Genomic DNA, 18099 nt, shown 5'->3' on the forward strand with positions numbered 1-18099 from the left:
CCGCAATCGGCTTAACCCGGCCGGCGGTAGCCGCCTTCGATCCAGTTCGCCGCCGCCGTGGCGTTGAACTTGAAGGCGGCCGAGGTGCGCACCTTGGCGATCTGTTCGCCGTCGGCGTCGTAGGCGCTCAGTTCCGCGTACGGGTGGTCTTCGTCGGGCACGATGTCGAACATCACCTTGATCTGCCCCTCGTCGGTGGCGACGAACACATTCTTGTGCAATTGCGCATGCAGCTGCTGCTCGTGGCGGCGCAGCACTTCGGACGCCGTCTTGACGAGCGTATTGAAAGCGTTGACGTCGAGCGGCTTGGGGTTTTTCTTGTCGCGGCCCATGGTCCACGGCCCCACGAGGGCCGGCTCCGGTTCGCCATCCTTGATCATGGCCACGGCCCAGCCTTCATCTTCCTCGTTCTTGATCACGCGTGCCGTCCAGCCATTGCCCACCCACAGGCGCGGCTCCTGGATGGGCGCGTCATTGTCCTGCTCGGCAGCTTCGTCGGAAAAATCGGGGAAATCGGTACTCATGGCGGTGCTCGTGATGGTAGGTCGGGGCTAGCATGATAGTCGAAAACGCCCGTCCGTGCCGCCCTGGCGCACGCGAAAGCGGCCACTGCCATAGTCGATCCGGGCAAGAAGGCAAGGACGCAAATTAGTGGCTTTATTCTAGCGATCGGGCTTTGATATTGCTCAACTACGACTATTATTATTTTGCAATCTGAATTGCATTTTTTATATTCAAAAGTTGCATTTAGTAATGCTTGGCCACAAGAAATTTTTCCCTCCGCGACGCCCCTCATCCCCGCACGCCGCCTTGCATCGCCACGCCAAGCACTTCTGCCTGTCCTGACCAACACAGCTGCGTACACCTATATATCTTTGAGGGAATAAACATGAAAATCTTGTCCACACTGGCTTGCGCGACGCTCGCTGCCGCCGCCGGCAGCGCCAGCGCCATCCCCACGTTTACGGCGGGCGGCACGGCCCTGGCCGGCGAAGGGCTGGTGACATCCGTTGCAGGCGCCACCACGATCGATTTCAACAGCGGCGTGCTGCCCGCCAACTACATCGATGGCGCGCTGTTCACCGGCACGGACGGCAACCATGCCGCGCCTCCTGGCGATACGAGCAAGTATTTGTCGGCAGGCATTTCTTCCGACCAGCACTCGCCCGTGACCGCCAATTTCAGTAGCGGCTTGAGCTATTTCGGCTTCTACATGGGTTCGCCGGACACGTACAACAGCGTGACCTACACCTTTGCCGACCACAGCTCGACCACGCTGACGGGCACGCAGCTGGCGGCGCTGGCCGGCGATGCCGCCAACGGCAATCAGTCCGTGGGCCTGTACGTGAATGCCTTCGCCGGCGCCGGCAGCAAGATCACCTCGGTTGCCTTCAGCTCCACACAGAACGCCTTCGAGACGGATAACCACGCCTTCATCGCCGCCGTGCCGGAGCCGGAAACCTATGCCATGCTGCTGGCCGGCCTGGGCCTGCTGGGTTTCATGCTGCGCCGCAAATCCTCCTGACGCGGGCAGGCACTGGCAAAAGCCCGCGTTGCGGGCTTTTTCACGGCCAGGCCAGGCAGTTGCCGTCTGCCGGTGCCGTCAACACATGGACATGGCGGGCCGGTTGGGCCAGGTCAGCGGCGGACCGGGCGGTACCCAGCGCGGGTCGATGGCGGGCAGTGGCGCATGGTAGTTGAAGGGATTGATGATGATCGGTGGAATCGCCGATGGCGCGCCGACGGGCTCGGCGCAAGACTGCGGGGCGCTACGCTGGCGCGTGGTTCGATGGTGGAAAAGGGATAGCGATTGATCCCCGGTATCTGCAAACAAAAGCATGTTGCCCTCCTTGCGAGACTGAGGTGTTCAGTATAGGTCGGCCTGCGCGTATTACAAGAAAAGAAATCTTGTTCCAGATCAGCATTCGCTGCCCGCATTGACCTTCCATACCGTGAAAATGACAGCCTGTCGCACGCCGCTGGCGACGGGCCTGGCACGCCGCTACAGTGTGACCATGCCACATCCAGTCACCCATCCACAGAGGCTTACCATGAAAAAATTACTCACCTTCGCCCTCATTCTCATGCTGGCCTGCCTGTTCCTCGACAAGATCGGCGCCACGGACATGCACATGCACTTCCATGGCGATGACGTCGACGGTCCGCTGGAGTGGCTGTTCGGCCTGGTGTTTGCCGGCGGCGGCCTGCTGATCGCCGCCATCGCCCTCGTGTGCGCTGCCGTCTTCACGAGCGTCGTGCTGGCCGGCGTGGGCGTGGTGCTGCTCGCCGTCGTGGCCTTGTGCGTGGTGCTGGCGCTGGCGCTGAGCACGCCCGTGCTGCTGCCGCTGTTGATTCCCGTCGCCATCGTCTGGTGGTTCGTCAGCCGCAACCGCAAGCAGGCGCAAGCCCGCCAGCAGAGCCTGTAATCACTGGGCCATGAACTTGCTGAGCACGCCGTCGCTGCCGCCGTCATTCTGCTCGATGCGGTTGCGCCCGCCCCGCTTGGCGCGGTACAGCGCTTCATCGGCCCGCGCCAGCACGGCGTCGCAATCGGCATCCGTGCCGGCCATGGCGGCCATGCCGATGCTCACCGTGATGGTGATCAGGATGCCGCCATCGGTGGTCAGCGCACTTTCCGCCACGCGCCGGCGCAGGCGCTCGGCAAACACGGCGGCCGCGCCCAGGTCCGTGCCTGGCAGCAAGATGGCGAATTCCTCGCCTCCCACGCGGCCCGGCACGTCGACCTTGCGCAGCGCCTGGCACATCAGCGCGCCCAGGTGGCGCAGCACGGCATCGCCCACGGCATGGCCATGGTCGTCGTTGACGCGCTTGAAGTGATCGATATCGAGCATCAGTACGCTGGCGCAGCTGGCCAGCTCGCGCTGCAGCCTTGCATGCTCGTTTTCCAGCGCCGCCATGAACTGGCGCCGGTTCGGCAGTCCCGTCAGGAAATCCGTGGTGGCCAGCTGCAGCAGTTCCGCATTCATGCGCTTGCGCTCGGTGATGTCGAACGAGGACACCATGATGAAATCCAGGCTGTCCGCATGACCGGGCATGACCAGCAGGCTCAGCTCATTTTGCCGCGCCGCGCCATCGAGGCGCACGAAGCTGCTTTCGCATTCGTACAGGTGGGCGCCGCGGGCCAGCGCCAGCAGGGCGTCGCCAAAGCGGGGCAAGGCAGGATCGTCGAAATTCTGCGCCAGGCTCAGGGCGCCACGGCGCTGGTCCTCGTCGGTGGCGCGCACCTGCGCCAGCGCCGCGCCATTCGCGTCGATGATGCGCACCTTGCCCGCCAGCGCCTTCAATTCCTCCGGATGGGCTTGCAGCCAGGCGGCCAGGTCGCCCACGTCTTTCTGCTCCAGGATATCGAGGGCGGCGCGCACGGCCGACCAGTCCTGTTCCCACAGGGCCACCGGCGCGTGGTCGTACAAGCTGCGGAAACGCGCTTCGCCGGCACGCAGCGCCAGCGCCACCTGCGCCTGCTCGATGGCCATGCCGGCCAGGTGCGCCGCCTCGCCCAGGCGCGCCAGGTGCGCCGCGCTGGGCAGCGCGGGCTGGCGGTGGTACGCCATCAGCACGCCGAGCAGCTTGCCCGAGCCGCCCCGCACGGGTTCGGCCCAGCACGACTGCAGCTGGGCCCGCCACGCCAGTTCCATCGTGCCCTGCGCCTGCGCATCGGCATGCAGGTCGGCAACGATGACGCGCTGGCCGCCGCGCAGGGCTTGCGCCGCGATACCGTGCACGCCCTGCAGGGCGTCGAGGTCGTGGCCATGGCTGGACAGGTTGAAAAACGCGGGCAGGCCCGGCGCGGCGCCCAGCACCAGGCGGTGGCGCTGTTCGTCGAGCAGCAGGATGCTGCACAGCATGGCAGGATGATCAGCCTGCACGCTGAGCACCACGCTTTCCAGCACGCGCTCGAGCGGCGCGCCCGTGGCCAGCATTTCCAGCACCTGCCGCCGCGTGTGCTCGCGCCGCTCCATCTGGCTGCGCTCGCTGATGTCGCGGAAGGTCCACAGCCGCGCCTGCTCATTGCCCAGTTGCATGCTGCGCACGTACTGCTCGATCACCCGGCCATCGCGCAGGTGCAGCACGTCGCGCCGCTCGCGGTGGCCGTGGGGCGCGTGGGCGCGGGCCACGAGGAAAGGCGCCGCCTGCTCCAGCTGGCTTGCCACGTGGCGCACGAGCGCCTCGCCGTCGGCTTGCCAGTCGAGCGCATCGGGCACCTGCCACAGGTCGCGGAAGCGCCGGTTCGACGTGAAGATGCGCCCTTCGATGTTGTCGACCAGGATGCCGTCGATGGTGGAATCGAGGATGTTGCGCAGCATGGCCTGGCTGCGCTGGGCCGCCGTGGCCATCGCCAGCACGCTGGCCTGCCCCTGCTCCAGCTGGCCCGCCAGTTCGCTCGCGCGCGCCAGCGCCGCTTGGGCGCGGGCACGGCTGGCCGCCAGCAGCCATGCCGCCAGGGCCAGCGCCAGGCTCACCAGCACGCCCGTCCAGGCCACCGCCAGCGGCCGCGCCAGCAGCTCGCCATCGAAGCCGGGCATGGCGCGCACGCGCAAGGTCCAGGCGTGGCCGGCGATGCTGATGCTCTGCTGCGACGCCAAGGTGGCCGAGGCCCCCGCCGACTGGCTGCCCGGCAAGCTGTCGTACATCAGGGCCGCCTCGGCCACCTGGGCGCCGTCGTAGATTTCCAGGTCCAGCTGGCGCGATGCCTCGCCACCCACGCCCGCCATCAGGTCGCCCATGCGAAAGGGCGCAAAGACCCAGGCGCGCAAGGCGGCGCGGCGCTGCTCCACGCTGGCATGCGGCAAGCCATTGTCATACACGGGCAGCACGACGAGGAAACCATAGGCGTCGCCGCTGCCGGCATCCTGCACCAGGCGGATCTTGCCCGTCATGGCGGCCTGGCCCGTGTCGCGCGCCCGCTCCAGCGCCGCGCGGCGCACGGCTTCGGACCAGAGGTCGTAGCCAAACGCCAGCAGGTTGCTGTCGCTCAGCGGTTCCAGGTAGGTGATGGGCGCATGCCAGGCGCGCTGGCCGGGCGGGCGGATGGCATAGCCGGGATAGCCTTGCGCGCGCACCTGCGCCTCGTGCCGCGCGCGCTCGGTGCCGGGCAGCAGCGGCAGGTAGCCGATGCCGTGGATGCCGGGGAAATGCCGGTCCACCTGCTGCACCGCCAGATAGGCATGGAATTCGCTGCGCGTGACATCGTGCGAACTGGCATACAGGCCCTGCACGCCGTGCAGCACCTGGATATACGTCTGCATGCGCCCCACGATGCTGCCCACCAGCTCGCGCACGCGGAAATCGAAATCGGCCTGCACCTGCTGCTCGCTGGCATCGTCCGCATTGCGCCAGGCGCCATACGTCAGTCCCAGGCACAGGGCCAGCACCAGCGCCGTAAACAGGCGCGGCCCCACCCAGTCCGATACGGGCCGGGAAAACCACGACGAGGACGCGCGTGTATGCATGACGGGCTCATCAAACTACTTCGGGACCGCAGGCTGGCAGCGGGCTTGCATGACTACCATCGGTAGCCGATGAGAATGATAGTACGTTACAGCGGGCAGGCATGCAATGGCGGATTTTGTGTTAAAAAGACCACATATTTCATGAATGCAATTATCTGTGCTGCGGGAAAATTCGATGCCTTGGCAACCACCGCGCATGCCCTGATAGGATCGCCGCGCGACCATCATGAAGGAGTGCCGCATGTCCGCCTTCGCACGCTGTGGTGCACGGCATGCAGTTTCCACAGAAAATAATAACGGTGGCTCAGGTAATGCACGAGGGTGATGCCGCAGCCGGCAATAAGGATGGCCAGCAGCAGCTGGCCCCAGAACGGCAGCTGCGCGGGCCAGAATGGCCCCAGCGCAAGGTGCCTGGCCGGGAGGGGACGGATGGCCAGGCCCGGCAGGTACAGCGCCGCGTTGACGAGCGCGTGCAGGACGTCGCGCGCGCCGTCGCCGTGGCCCGCGTTCCCGTCGCCGTCATACGGCAGGTAGCGCTCGGCCAGCAAGGGCGGCAAGCCCCACAGGAACAGCTGGCACGCCGCCACCAGCGTTGCTGGCGGTGCCAAGGAAGCCGGCCCGGAAGACGGGGCCGTACAGCGCGGCAAAGAGGGATGTCATGGCAAGGCTCTCCTGTGACAAAAACCACAGCATGGCCCGGCCCCCTGCCGCGCCGCTTGAAGAAACGGCGCAACCTACTGCGACTTGCTTATTTTGCGGCCTTCCTCGCCGCGTACTGCTGGTAGCCGTTGGCGCGCAGGGCGCAGGCGGGGCAGGTGCCGCAGCCATAGCCCCAGTCGTGCAGTTCGCCCCGCTCGCCCAGGTAGCACGTATGCGTGCCGCTGCGGATCAGGTCGACCAGAGGCTGGCCGCCCAGGTCTTCCGCCAGGTCCCAGCTTTGCGCCTTGTCCAGCCACATCAGCGGCGTTTCCAGCTTCAAGCGCGTGTTCATGCCCAGGTTCAGGGCCACTTGCAGGGCCTTCATCGTGTCGTCGCGGCAATCGGGGTAGCCGGAGAAATCCGTCTCGCACATGCCGCCGACGAGCACCGTCAGGCCGCGGCGGTAGGCCACGCTGGCCGCCACCGTCATGAACAGCAAGTTGCGTCCAGGAACAAACGTGTTCGGCAAGCCATTTTCCTGCATGACGATCTCGACGTTCTGCGTCATGGCCGTATCGGAAATGGCGGAAATCAGGGACAGGTCTATCATGTGGTCAGGACCGAGGCGGCTGTCCCACTCGGGCGACTGCTGGCGCATCTGCTCGAGCACGCCGGGACGCACGGTCAGCTCGATCGCATGGCGCTGGCCATAGTCGAAGCCAATCGTTTCCACGCGGCTATAGTGCTTCAGGGCCCAGGCCAGGCAGGTGGTGGAATCTTGCCCACCGCTAAAGAGCACCAGTGCGGAGTCAGTTGCTAGCATAATTTCTTTCTTTTCAATTTTATTCTGTTGTTGAGTGCGCGGGGAAACGAGATTCTGTACGCTAATAATACTTATTCGTCCGCCATCAATTTACCTATTCCGGTAACATGCAGTCAGCATTTACTCATCTGGAGCACCATGTTTTCTGCACGACCTATACGGCACACAGCCGCCGGCAAGGCGCTACGACCACGAATTTTGGCACAAGTGGTGGTAAAAGTAATGGGTCAACTGACACTGGCGGCCGCCGGCAGCGTCATCCTGGTCTTCCCCATCGCCCACGCCCATGCCCAGGAGGGCACGCAAGACGCCGCGGCCGACAGCAGCGCCGCCACGGAAGCGGCACCGGCCCCGCTGCAATACGAGGTGAAAGTCAACGCGCCGGGCGACCTCGATGAGTTACTGGAAAAAAACCTCGACCTGGAACGCTTCCGCGGCAATCCCCGCATGGACCGCGAGCAATTGCAGCGCCTCGTGCGCGATGCTCCTGAGCAAGTCAAAAACCTCGTCGCCACGGCCGGCTACTACACGCCCACCGTCACCGTGCGCCTCGATGCGACGGGCGCCAAACCCGTCGTCATCGTCGACGTCGACCCGGGCGAACCCGTGACGGTCGGCCAGGTCGAGCTGGAACTGCGCGGCTTCGACCCCACGCCGCCGCTGGCGGCAAGCGAACCGTATGACACGGAAGCGCTCAAGCGCAACTGGTCCTTGAAGACGGGCAGCGTGTTTCGCCAGGCGGAATGGGAATCCGCCAAGCGCGCCCTGCTGCGCGAAGTGGTGCAGACGCGCTATCCGCGCGCCCAGCTGGTCGACACGCAAGCCGTGGTCGACCCCGAAACGCACAAGGTTTCCCTGATGGTGGTGCTCGACAGCGGTCCCGAGCTGCGCTTTGGCGAGCTGCGCATCGAAGGCTTGCAACGCTATCCTGAAAGCATCATCCGCAATCTGGACAAGATCCGCCCCGGCGACTACTACAGCGAATCGGCGCTGCAATCGTTCCAGGCGCGCCTGCAGGACACGGGCTACTTTGCCAGCGTGGAAGTGAGCGCCGACATGAGCAGCATCCTCAGCGAACAGATCGAGGCGGGCCAGGAAACCCAGGCGGCCGAGGCCGAGGGCGCGGCCCCCGTGGCCAAGCCCGTCAACCGGGGTCCCGCGCCGCTGCTGCCGCTGGTCGTGCGCGTGACGGAAAACAAGCAGCAGAACGTCAGCGCCGGTCTCGGTTTCAGTACGAATACGGGGAATCGTGCCCAGCTCAACTATGACAACCTGAACGTGTGGGGCACGCGCTTCAAGAGCGCCATCACCATGGAAACGAAGAAACAGGCGGCACACGCCAACTTCTATTTCCCCACCACCGAGCGCGGCTACAACGACAGCGCGGGCGCCTCGTTCGAGCGCAGCGACATTTCCAACGAAATCACGGCCGTCTCCAGCGTCTCCGTGAAGCGCAACTGGGGCGGCACCAACCTGGAACGCAGCCTGACGTTCGAATTCCTCAGCGAGGACAAGACCGTCGTGGGCCTGGAACAGACGCGCAGCAAGAGCTTGCCGCTGACCTATGCCATCACCAAGCGCGACCTCGACAGCCTGCTCTTCCCCACCAGGGGCTATGTCATCAACGCCCAGGTGGGCGGCGCCCTGCTGCCCGTGCTGACGGACGAGCGCTTCGTGCGCGTGGCCGGCAAGGTCGTCTGGTATCACCCGCTGGGCGAAAAAGGCGAAGTGATCCTGCGCGGCGAAATGGGCGCGCTGGGCTCGAAAGAGAAAAAAGGCGTGCCCGCCGTCTACCTGTTCCGCGCGGGCGGCGACCAGTCGGTGCGCGGCTATGGCTACCAGGAACTGGGCGTGAAGGAAGGCGACGCCACCGTCGGCGGACGCTACATGCTCACCGGCAGCGCCGAATACCAGTACTGGTTCAAGCCGAAATGGGCGATCGCCGCCTTCTATGACGCCGGCAACTCGGCCGACACGGTGAAGGCGGCCATGACGCCGAAATCGGGCTACGGCCTGGGCGGACGCTACAAGAGCCCCGTCGGCCCCATCAACGTCGACGTGGCATATGGCCACGCCGTCCACAAATTCCGTCTGCACTTTTCCCTGGGATTCACTTTCTGATGTCCGATATTACTACCGAGTCCCCCACCGCCGCGCCGCCACCGGCGCCGCCGGCGAAACCACCGCGCCGCTGGGTGCGCTACGTGCTGATCGCCGTCGCCAGCCTGGCCGTGCTGCTGGGCGCCGCCTTCTGGTTCCTGGGCCGCGAATCGACCTTGCAGATGCTGGTGCAGAAAGTGGCCAGCGCCAGCGGCGGCGACATCGCGGTGTCGGGCGTGTCCGGCTCGCTCTACAACCGCATGCACCTGGGCCACGTCAGCTACCGCAGCAAGACGCAGCACATCACGGCCGACAACATCGACATCAACTGGTCGCCATTCCAGTTCTTCTCGGAAGGCATTGCCATCAGCGAACTGCACGTGGCCAGCCTGGCCGTGGAAAGCCTAGCGCCGTCCGAGGAACCGTCGACCATGCCCGCCAGCCTGGCTTCGCCGTTCAAGGTGGGCATCAGCGATGCGCGCCTGGACAAGGTGACGCTCGTCAGCGCGGGCGGCAACACGGTATTTGAGAAAATCCACTTCACCCTGTCCGGCGACAAGACGCAATGGCAGCTGGAAAACGCCTCCGCCCTGACGCCCTTCGGCCAGGCCACGGCCAGCGCGACGATTGCCGCCACGCAGCCGTTCAAACTGTCAGGCAAGGCGGGCTTGACGCAGATCAACCCGGCGGCCGGCGAAAAACCCGCCGCCTTGAATCTGCAGCTCGGTGGCGACCTGAAGGTGCTCAACGTCACGGCCAAGGGCAGCGCGGGCGCGGCCACGGCCGACGCCCAGCTGGCGCTGGCGCCGTTCGACCCCGTCATCATCCTGCACTCGGCCAGCATCCGCGGCCGCAACATCAATCCGGGCAAGTTCGATGCAACCCTGCCGCAGGCGGACCTGAGCCTGGAACTGGACGCCGCCATCGACACGCGGCCCAACGCGCAGACCGTGTCGGGCAAGCTGGCCATCCTCAACCGCGCCACGCCTGGCCCCATCGACCAGCAAAAGCTGCCCCTGCGCCAGTTCGAGGCGCGCCTGGGCGGCACCCTGACGGCGACGACCTTGGAATCGGCCCTTATCGATTTCGGCAATGCGGGCAAGTTCACGGGCAGCGGCAAGCTCAACCGCGACGCGGCCGACGCAGCCATCGGCAATGCGCAATTGACCTTGCACACGGACAAGATCGACCTGCAGCACATCTACAGCAGCATCAACAGCACCAAGATCGTCGGCGATATCGTGCTCGACAGCGACGGCAAGACACAGACCCTGCGCGCCAAGCTGGGCGAAGCCAAGCTGCGCCTGGACGTGGAAGCCACCCTCGCCGATTCCCTCGTGCAACTGCGCAAGGCCACCTTGCAAGCAGGCAAGAGCAACGTCAGCGCGACGGGCCAGATCAGCCTCAAGGACGCGCAGGAATTCAAGGCCGTGGCCAATGCCAGCCGCCTCAATCCCGCCGACTTCGGCGCCTTCCCCGTGGCCGACCTGAATCTCGACGTGCGCGCCAACGGCCACGTGGCGCCGGCCTGGCTGGCGAATGCGGACTTCACCGTGCGCCCCAGCAAACTGCTCGACCAGCCCTTGTCCGGCAAGGGTAAGCTGACGGCCGATGCGGCCCACTTCAGCGGCATCGACGTGCAGCTGGCGCTGGGCAAGAACAACGCTACGGCCAAGGGCAACTTTGGCGGCGCCGGCGAAAAACTCAACTGGAACGTCGATGCGCGGCAACTGTCCGCCGTACAGGCCGACCTGCTGGGCAGCGTGCTGGCCAGCGGCGTCGTGCAGGGCACGATGCAGCAGCCGCGCACGACCTTCGTTGCCGATGCGAAAGGACTAGGTTTGACCAGCGGCAAGCGTCCCGCACCGGACAGCGCCATCCACGCCAGCGGCGAAGTGGGTTTGACGGGACCGAAGAAGGAAGCGGAATTGAAACTGGCGGGTTCCTTGCAAAAGATCAACCCGGCCGCCTTCGGCGCTTCCCTGCCAAGCGGTAACGTGAATGCGGATTTCACCGGCAGCGGCCGCCTGACGAGCGACTGGCAAGTGGCCCTGAACCTGGGCTTGCGCGAATCGACCCTGCAAAACGCGCCGCTGGCCGGCTACGCCAAGCTGTCGGCCAACGCAAAACGCATCGACAGCGTGGATACGGAACTGCGCCTGGGGCCGAACAGCCTGCAAGCGAAGGGCGCGCTGGGCGGCGCCACGGACAAGCTGACGTGGAAACTCGATGCGCCGCAAATGTCGACCCTCGGTCCCAAGTTTGCCGGCGTGCTGCAGGCGTCGGGTAGCGTCAGCGGCAAGATGGACGCGCCCGCCGCACAGCTGAGCCTTGATGGCCGCGACCTGACCTTCTTTGGCGACCAGCAATTGAAGTCGATCAAGGGCAGCGCGAGCGTGGGCGCCGGCCAGGGCGCGCTCGACCCCATGGTCAGCAGCCTGGAGATCGCGGGCTACAGCACGCCCACCTTCAAGCTGGCCAGCGCCCGCCTGAGTACCTCCGGCACGCGCGGCAGCCACACGGTCAACCTGGCGGCGCGCAATGACGATTTCGATGCCAGCGTGCAAGTCAAGGGCAGCCAGAGCGGCGCCGCCTGGACGGGCAGCATCGACAGCCTGCAAAACAAGGGCCGCTATGCGCTCGTGCTGCAGGCGCCCGTGCCCGTCAAGGTGGCCGGGCCCGCCGGCAGCGGCGTGGCGGGCCTGGGCCAGCCCGAGCAGATCAGCGTGGGTAACACCGTCATCAAATTGCCAGCGGGCAGTATCACCATGCAAAGCCTCGTCAAGAACGGTCCCCGCTGGACCAGTTCCGGCCAGGCGGCCGGCGTGGCGCTGACCTACCTGGCGCAAGTGATCCCGTCGCTGCAGGCCAATGCGCGCAGCGACCTGACCCTGGGCGCGCAATGGTCGCTCGACATGCAGGTGCCGACGGCGAAACAGAAAGACCCGGCCCTGGCCGGCATGCTGCACGTCTACCGCGAAAAAGGCGACGTGACGGTGGGCGTGGAGCAGCCGCTGGCGCTGGGCTTGCGCACCCTCGATGCGCGCATCGACGTGGCCAACCAGCAATTGCGCCTGGCCGTGAAACTCGATGGCGCGCGCGCGGGCCAGAGCGATATCAACGCCACGGTGCAAATGCTGGGCGGGCGCATCAGCAATGACAGCGCCCTCTCCCTGACGGGCACGACCAACGTCGATTCGCTGGCATGGCTGGCGCCGCTGACGGGCCAGCCTGGCCTGGAGCTGGGCGGTGCCCTGAAGGTGGCCCTGTCCGGCAGCGGCACCATCGGCGCGCCGCAATTGAATGGCGACATCAACGGCAGCAAGCTGCTGGTGAACTGGGCCGACCAGGGCTTGAAATTGCGCAATGGCGTGCTGCAAGCCAAGCTGGCCGGCGACCAGCTGCAACTGCAGCGCCTGAGCTTTGACGGTGGCGACGGCAAGGTGCAGGCCGATGGCTGGGTACGCTTTGCGAATGGCGAAGCGAGCCTGGAGCTGAAGCTGATGGCCGACCGCCTGCAGGCGCTGTCGCGCCCCGACCGCACCTTGGTGCTGTCAGGCAACAGCACCCTGGTGCGCAACGACAAGCGCTTCAGCTTCGAGGGCAAATTCAAGGCCAACCGCGCCCTGATCGAACTGGCGCCGCAGGATACGCCCACGCAAAGCAACGACGTGGTGGTGCTGGGCAAGGAGGTCAAGGGCAGCAAGGAAGCGCCGTCGCTGCCCCTGAATATCGACCTGGAATTTGACCTGGGCAACGCCTTCCACCTGCGCGGCATGGGGCTCGATGCCGACCTGGCGGGCAATGTGCGCGCCAGGGTCATCAACCGCGCCGCGCCGCGCGTGACGGGCAGCATCAAAGTGAGCAACGGCCAGTATGCGGCCTACGGGCAGAAGCTGTCGATCGAACGGGGCCTGATCGCCTTCACGGGCGCCTACGACAATCCATCGCTGAACATCCTGGCCGTGCGCAAGCGTCCGGAAGGCGAAGCGCTGTCGGAAACAAACGTGGAAGCGGGCGTGGAAGTGCGCGGCACGGCGCAGGCGCCGACGGCCAAGCTGGTGTCCACGCCGAGCGTGTCGGACAGCGACAAGCTGGCCTGGCTGATCCTCGGCCATGGCGCGGAATCGGCGGCCGGCGATGAAATGGCCTTGCTCACCACGGCGGCGGGCGCCCTCTTCGGCGGCTCCGGCGGCGGCTTGCAGGGCAAGCTGGCCAATTCGCTGGGCCTGGACGAAGTGGGCCTGTCGCAGGCGCAGGGACTGGAAAGCACGGTCGTCACCGTCGGCAAGCGCCTGTCCTCGCGCGCCTACCTGACGTTCGAGCAGGGCACGAGCACGGCGACGAGCCTGGTCAAGCTGCGCTACAAGCTGAACCGCCGCATCACCCTGCAGTTCCAGACCGGCACGAACAATGCCCTGGACGTCCTTTACACCTGGGCGTTTGATTGATGCATTGATTGATGCATTGATTGATGCATTGATTGATGCATTGATTGATCAAAGCAAGCGAAAAACACAAAGGGCGCCACGGCGCCCTTTTCTTTGTCCTACCGCAAACAGCTTATTCGGCCACGTCGAGGCCCCGCTCGATCATGCCTTCGACGTAGGCGCGCAAATACTGTTCCAGCGCGGGGCCGGACAGCACGTTGGCCGTCAGCGCGCCGTGCGGCGAGCCCTTCAGCACGCCATCGTGGTACACGCGCGCGATCCAGGCGACGTCCGCGCCTTGTGTATAGTCGAGCTCATAGTCGAACGTTTCTCCGCTGACTTTGCGTGTGTAGACTTCCTTGACAATTGTCATCTAAAACAGCCTTTCTTGACGAGATTAACTGGGGTGCGGGTGCGGCACGGGATCGTCCTGCGGCACCGGGTGCACGGGTCCCGGATGGTGGCCCGGCGCCTGCTGCGGTTCCGGTGCCGGCATGGGTTCATCGACAGGCGCCGGATCGGGCGCGCGGTGGGCATCAACGGCAAACATGGTCATGGCTGGCCTCCCTGCGGACAAAGGAAGACCATACCACGAGATGCGCGCCGGCGGTCCTGGCGCCCGCCCTTATTTGGCCGCCGGCTTGACGTCCGGCGCCACTGGCGGGGCATTCTTCACGTATTTTTCCAGCCAGTTGTTGCTTTCATACAGCATCTGCATGATCGATTCGCGCGCGCGGTAGGCGTGGCTTTCGTTCGGCAGCATCACCAGGCGCGCCGTGCCGCCCAGGCCCTTGACGGCCTGGAACATGCGTTCGCTCTGGATGGGGAAGGTGCCCGAGTTGTTGTCCTGCTCGCCATGGATCATCAACAGCGCATCCTTGATCTTGTCCGCATAGTTAAACGGCGACATGGCCTGGTAGACGGCGGGCGCCTGCCAGAACGAGCGCTCTTCCGCCTGGAAGCCGAACGGCGTCAGGGTGCGGTTGTAGGCGCCGCTGCGGGCGATGCCGGCGCGGAACAGGCGCGTGTGCGCCAGCAGGTTGCCCGTCATGAAGGCGCCATACGAGTGGCCGCCGATGGCGATGCGGTTGCGGTCGGCCACGCCCCGCTTGACCACTTCGTCGACGGCCGCCTCGGCATCGGCCACCAGCTGCGGCAGGTAGGTGTCGTTCGGCTCCTGCTCGCCATTGCCGACGATGGGGAACGATGGGTTGTCGAGCACGGCGTAGCCCATGGACAGGAAGGCAGCCGGCCCCCAGTAGCTGACGGCATTGAATTTGTACGGCGAGCCCTTGGTCTGGCTGGCGGCGCTGGCCGTCTTGAATTCCTGCGGATACGCCCACATCAGGGTCGGCAGCGGACCGTCGCGTTTGACGTCATAGTTCGGCGGCAGCATCAGGGTCGCCGTCAGGTCCACGCCATCGGCGCGCTTGTAGCGGATCAGCTCTTTCTGCACGTCCTTCAGTTGCGGCAGCGGATGGGGGAAATGCGTGAGGGCCGTCAGCTGCGCCGCGCCCTGCTGTTTCAGGTTGCGCACATAGTAGTTCGGCTGCTCGGTCGGCGATTCGCGCGTGGACAGCAAACGGCTACCCTCCTCGTCCAGCACGGCGACCGCGTTTTCATAATACGGCGCGGCGCTCTGGAACAGGCGCTCCTTCTGCTTGGTGGCCAGGTTCAGGCGGTCGATGAAGGGGCGGTCGCCCTCTTTCGAGGCGCCCTGGCCGTCGAGCAGGATGGAGCCGTCCGCGGCGATCAGCAAGCGCGGCAGGCCGGCCGCGTCCGCGCGCATGACGGGCTGGCCCGGATCGTTGTAGCGGTCCTCGAACGATCCCGCGTACACGAGGTCGGCCGGTGTGGCGGGTTGATCTGGCGCAATCTTCCACTGCTTGACGGCGCGCGTCTTGTACCACGCTTCGCCCAGCAGGGCCAGGTCGCCGCGGCCCCAAGCCACGCCCGCGTAGCGCGAAGCCAGCCTGGCCAGCACGGCCGGCTTGGCCGTGAACGGTGCCGACTGCATGTAGACGATGTCGCGGATCTCCGCCGCCCTGGCCGGGTCGCCGCCATCCTGCGCTTCGGCCCATACCAGGGTCGCTGGCGCATCGACGCGCCAGCTGACGGAGCGCACGCCGGCCGACACGGCATCATTACCCGGAGGCAAGCCTTCCTCCAGCGGCAGGGTCGCCACCGTGTGTTCCACCTTGCCGCTCAGGTCGCGCACATCGATCTTGTGGCCGAAGTCGTGCGCCGGCACGATATAGGAATACGGACGCACGATGCTCGTCGTCAGCAGGTGCTTGCCATCGGGCGAGGCCGACGCGCGCGAGAACTGGCCGGGCTGGCCCACGAGGCGCTGCTTGCCCGTCACGTCCAGCAGGGCCAGCTGCACCGTGATGTAGTGTTCGAACAACTGGGCGTCCTGCGCGTTTTTCAGCAGGTCGGGATAGGTGCGCAATTGCTTGACGCCGCCGCCGGGCACGCTGTCCTGGATGGACGGGCCCGTCGGGATGCCGCTGGCCACGGGTGCCGCGCCCAGCTTGGCCGGCTTCAGCTGCACCAGCAGGGTCTTGCTATCCGGCATCCAGGAAAAGCCGCGGCCATACACGGTCGACAGGGGCGAGCTGGCCAGCTTGCGCGCCGCCTTCGTCTGCACGTCGAGCAGCCACAGTTCCACGCCCGATTCCTTCACGCCCCTGGCCGGGTCGGCAAAGGCGATGTGCGTAAAGGCCAGGTAGCGCTGGTCGGGCGACCAGGCCAGGTCGGCGATGCGGGGCGCGGCCGGCAAGCCGCTGACCTTGATTTCCTTCTGCGTATCGATGTCGAGCAAGCCCAGTCCCGTGTGGAAGCTGAAGCGGCTGGCCGAATACGTGCGCGGATTGATGCGCAGGCCCGCCAGCTTCAGTTCCGGCTGCGCCACTTCGCTGATGCTGGGCAAGGAAGGCGTCGGCAGCACGGCGGCCAGGTTACGCTTCGGGCTCAGGCTCAGGGTCGGCGCGCGCGGCGCATCGACGACGGCTTGCAGGGGCGCGGGCGGCATCTGATAGCCGCCATCTTGCGCCATGGCCAGGGACGACGACGCCAGCAAGCCGACAGTGATGGGCAACAGGGGGAAACGTGTAGACATGGCACTCCAGAAAGGTGGATGAAAAACAGTGGCGAAGCGCACCGTGCCGCTCGTGGCGGGACTTTGTGACAGGGCATAGTGCTTTCATGCCATGTAAATGTCAATAAGCAACTTTCGCCATCGCCCCCTACGCCCTCGCTCCCCATCTGGCTTACAATCGCTGTTTTCCCCGTCCCCGAATGCCTACATGGAAACCACCACCCTCGCCCTGCTGTTCCTGGTCCCGCTGCTGGTCTGGCGCATCTATTCGCGCCTGAAGAAACTGGTGGCGCGCCAGAAATCGCAGCCGTGGCGCCACTGGACGGTCGCCATCGGCTTTCCCGTGCTGCTGCTGTTCCTGGCGACGACGACGAAGTTCGAGCTGCTGCCCCTGTCCAGCCTGGGCGCGGCGGCGCTGGCGGGCGGCTGGCTGGGCGTGCTGGGCCTGAAGCTGACGCGCTTCGAGCAGGTCGGCAAGGATTTCTTCTTTACCCAGCACCGCTACCTGGGCCTGGCCATCACCATGCTGTTCATCGCCCGCCTGCTGTACCGCGGCATGGAAATCTACCTGAACACGCGCCTGGACGTGCCCGTGCCGCCGCCGCCATTCGGCCAGAGCGCGCTGACCATGGCCGCCTACGGCCTCGTCATCGGCTACTACAGCGTGTACGCCTGGGGCCTGCTACGCTGGCGACAGCGCAACAAACCCTTGCAGGCGCCCGAGTAATCCGCCTCAGTAGTACTGGCACAGGCCCGTGCACGCCGTCACGGCCAGCGCCGCCCGTATCGTCGCCAGCGCCGGCGCCAGGGCAGGATCGAGATCCTGGTCCGCGCCGGCAAGACTGGCCAGCAGGCGTTCGCGCTGGGGCGGCGCCATCAGGCCCGCATGCGCCGTGGCGTGCTGCGCCGCCGCCTCCAGCATGACTTTCTTTTGCGCCACGCTCCAGAACGGCACCTGCACGAACTGCACCACGCCGGCGTAAGCGACGCCCGTATTCTTGCTGAACGCCCGCGCGCGCAGTCGCTCGGTCCCGCTCACCGCGTCCACCGGCTGGGCGCTGAATTCCTGCTCCATCAAGCCGATCAGGTGCGCATGGCAATGCATGCTGAAAGCAAACAAGGTACTCATCTCATCGCCATAATTGGCCAGGTTCTGCATCACCTGCGCCGTGCGCGCCTGCTGCAGCTCGGCGCCGGACAGCGGCAACGGCCATTCCATGCCAAACGCATAGTATGTTTTTCCCAAACGCATGGCCTTTTCGCACACGGCCACGCTCTGGTTCACGTCCTGCAGCGCGGCGACAGGCGCCTGGAACAGGCGCGGGCCATCGGCGATGTGGGCAAACAGCGCTGCCACGCCCGGGTCGCCCAGGCGCGGCAGGCCGCCCTGCGGCGTCGCCTGGGCTTGCAGCGCTTCCAGGCGCGCACTGGCTTGCTGGAAATCGTCATAGCTGTCGGCCCAGGCGGCGGGCGCGGCAAGCAGCGCGCCCAGGAGCAGGCTACGCAGACGGCGGGGGAGAATCGGAGTGGGCATGG

14 protein-coding genes are annotated in these 18099 nt (G+C 65.7%); 5 read left to right on the forward strand and 9 right to left on the reverse strand.

Annotated features, from left to right (window positions below):
* Window positions 1-11 precede the first annotated feature (11 nt).
* A complete protein-coding gene (locus AC07VL_RS02785; protein WP_494804528.1) occupies window positions 12-524 on the reverse strand; it encodes a hypothetical protein in 513 nt (170 codons plus the stop codon).
* Window positions 525-889: 365 nt separating this feature from the next.
* Here AC07VL_RS02785 and AC07VL_RS02790 point away from each other — a divergent pair, with 365 nt between their 5' ends.
* A complete protein-coding gene (locus AC07VL_RS02790; RefSeq protein WP_494804529.1) occupies window positions 890-1525 on the forward strand; it encodes an Npun_F0296 family exosortase-dependent surface protein in 636 nt (211 codons plus the stop codon).
* Window positions 1526-1603: 78 nt separating this feature from the next.
* Here the strand turns inward: AC07VL_RS02790 and AC07VL_RS02795 are convergent, their stop codons facing one another.
* The gene (locus AC07VL_RS02795) at window positions 1604-1840 is read right to left on the reverse strand and encodes a hypothetical protein (RefSeq protein WP_290603073.1); all 237 of its coding nucleotides are present in this window, start codon (window positions 1838-1840) and stop codon (window positions 1604-1606) included.
* 211 nt (window positions 1841-2051) lie between these two features.
* On the opposite strand from AC07VL_RS02795, the gene AC07VL_RS02800 reads away from it, so the two are divergent.
* Window positions 2052-2426, forward strand: a complete 375-nt coding sequence (locus AC07VL_RS02800) for a hypothetical protein (protein WP_494804530.1) — start codon at window positions 2052-2054, stop codon at window positions 2424-2426.
* On the opposite strand, the gene AC07VL_RS02805 is transcribed toward AC07VL_RS02800, so the two are convergent.
* The 3 genes from AC07VL_RS02805 to queC all read right to left on the reverse strand — a co-directional run bounded on the left by AC07VL_RS02805 (window position 2427) and on the right by queC (window position 6933).
* Entirely contained in the window at window positions 2427-5471 is a 3045-nt protein-coding gene (locus AC07VL_RS02805; protein WP_494804531.1) for a sensor domain-containing diguanylate cyclase, read from the reverse strand. It abuts the gene before it with no gap.
* A gap of 224 nt (window positions 5472-5695) precedes the next feature.
* Complete coding sequence (locus AC07VL_RS02810; RefSeq protein ID WP_494804532.1) at window positions 5696-6079, reverse strand: sterol desaturase family protein; 384 nt, start codon at window positions 6077-6079, stop codon at window positions 5696-5698.
* A 140-nt stretch (window positions 6080-6219) separates the two neighbouring features.
* Window positions 6220-6933: a 7-cyano-7-deazaguanine synthase QueC gene (queC, locus tag AC07VL_RS02815; RefSeq protein ID WP_494804533.1), complete on the reverse strand. Its 714-nt coding sequence runs from the start codon at window positions 6931-6933 to the stop codon at window positions 6220-6222.
* A 222-nt stretch (window positions 6934-7155) separates the two neighbouring features.
* On the opposite strand from queC, the gene AC07VL_RS02820 reads away from it, so the two are divergent.
* Window positions 7156-9054: an autotransporter assembly complex protein TamA gene (locus AC07VL_RS02820; protein ID WP_494804534.1), complete on the forward strand. Its 1899-nt coding sequence runs from the start codon at window positions 7156-7158 to the stop codon at window positions 9052-9054.
* Entirely contained in the window at window positions 9054-13484 is a 4431-nt protein-coding gene (locus AC07VL_RS02825; RefSeq protein WP_494804535.1) for a translocation/assembly module TamB domain-containing protein, read from the forward strand. The genes AC07VL_RS02820 and AC07VL_RS02825 overlap by 1 nt, the downstream gene beginning before the upstream one ends.
* A 112-nt stretch (window positions 13485-13596) precedes the next feature.
* Here AC07VL_RS02825 and AC07VL_RS02830 read toward each other — a convergent pair whose 3' ends face one another.
* The 3 genes from AC07VL_RS02830 to AC07VL_RS02840 all read right to left on the reverse strand — a co-directional run bounded on the left by AC07VL_RS02830 (window position 13597) and on the right by AC07VL_RS02840 (window position 16584).
* On the reverse strand, window positions 13597-13836 hold the full coding sequence (locus AC07VL_RS02830; protein ID WP_086145529.1) for a hypothetical protein: 240 nt from the start codon (window positions 13834-13836) through the stop codon (window positions 13597-13599).
* Window positions 13837-13860: 24 nt separating this feature from the next.
* Window positions 13861-14019, reverse strand: a complete 159-nt coding sequence (locus AC07VL_RS02835; protein WP_494804536.1) for a hypothetical protein — start codon at window positions 14017-14019, stop codon at window positions 13861-13863.
* Window positions 14020-14088: 69 nt separating this feature from the next.
* Window positions 14089-16584, reverse strand: a complete 2496-nt coding sequence (locus tag AC07VL_RS02840; protein WP_494804537.1) for an alpha/beta hydrolase family protein — start codon at window positions 16582-16584, stop codon at window positions 14089-14091.
* Between the two features lie 187 nt (window positions 16585-16771).
* Between AC07VL_RS02840 and AC07VL_RS02845 the strand changes: the two genes are divergently transcribed.
* On the forward strand, window positions 16772-17290 hold the full coding sequence (locus AC07VL_RS02845; RefSeq protein ID WP_290603063.1) for a CcdC protein domain-containing protein: 519 nt from the start codon (window positions 16772-16774) through the stop codon (window positions 17288-17290).
* 6 nt (window positions 17291-17296) lie between these two features.
* On the opposite strand, the gene AC07VL_RS02850 is transcribed toward AC07VL_RS02845, so the two are convergent.
* Window positions 17297-18097: a hypothetical protein gene (locus AC07VL_RS02850; RefSeq protein ID WP_494804538.1), complete on the reverse strand. Its 801-nt coding sequence runs from the start codon at window positions 18095-18097 to the stop codon at window positions 17297-17299.
* Between the last annotated feature and the right edge of the window lie 2 nt (window positions 18098-18099).

The sequence above is a fragment of the Janthinobacterium sp. GW821-FHT03C08 genome, assembly GCF_059420905.1.

Excerpts from the sequence above, each read along its gene's own strand:
- AC07VL_RS02820 (WP_494804534.1), top strand. The coding sequence starts at position 7,156 with ATGGGTCAACTGACACTGGCGGCCGCCGGCAGCGTCATCCTGGTCTTC.
- AC07VL_RS02795 (WP_290603073.1), bottom strand. The coding sequence starts at position 1,840 with ATGCTTTTGTTTGCAGATACCGGGGATCAATCGCTATCCCTTTTCCAC.
- AC07VL_RS02840 (WP_494804537.1), bottom strand. The coding sequence starts at position 16,584 with ATGTCTACACGTTTCCCCCTGTTGCCCATCACTGTCGGCTTGCTGGCG.
- AC07VL_RS02825 (WP_494804535.1), top strand. The coding sequence starts at position 9,054 with ATGTCCGATATTACTACCGAGTCCCCCACCGCCGCGCCGCCACCGGCG.
- AC07VL_RS02850 (WP_494804538.1), bottom strand. The coding sequence starts at position 18,097 with ATGCCCACTCCGATTCTCCCCCGCCGTCTGCGTAGCCTGCTCCTGGGC.
- AC07VL_RS02800 (WP_494804530.1), top strand. The coding sequence starts at position 2,052 with ATGAAAAAATTACTCACCTTCGCCCTCATTCTCATGCTGGCCTGCCTG.
- AC07VL_RS02805 (WP_494804531.1), bottom strand. The coding sequence starts at position 5,471 with ATGCATACACGCGCGTCCTCGTCGTGGTTTTCCCGGCCCGTATCGGAC.
- AC07VL_RS02785 (WP_494804528.1), bottom strand. The coding sequence starts at position 524 with ATGAGTACCGATTTCCCCGATTTTTCCGACGAAGCTGCCGAGCAGGAC.
- AC07VL_RS02835 (WP_494804536.1), bottom strand. The coding sequence starts at position 14,019 with ATGACCATGTTTGCCGTTGATGCCCACCGCGCGCCCGATCCGGCGCCT.
- AC07VL_RS02790 (WP_494804529.1), top strand. The coding sequence starts at position 890 with ATGAAAATCTTGTCCACACTGGCTTGCGCGACGCTCGCTGCCGCCGCC.
- AC07VL_RS02830 (WP_086145529.1), bottom strand. The coding sequence starts at position 13,836 with ATGACAATTGTCAAGGAAGTCTACACACGCAAAGTCAGCGGAGAAACG.
- queC (WP_494804533.1), bottom strand. The coding sequence starts at position 6,933 with ATGCTAGCAACTGACTCCGCACTGGTGCTCTTTAGCGGTGGGCAAGAT.
- AC07VL_RS02845 (WP_290603063.1), top strand. The coding sequence starts at position 16,772 with ATGGAAACCACCACCCTCGCCCTGCTGTTCCTGGTCCCGCTGCTGGTC.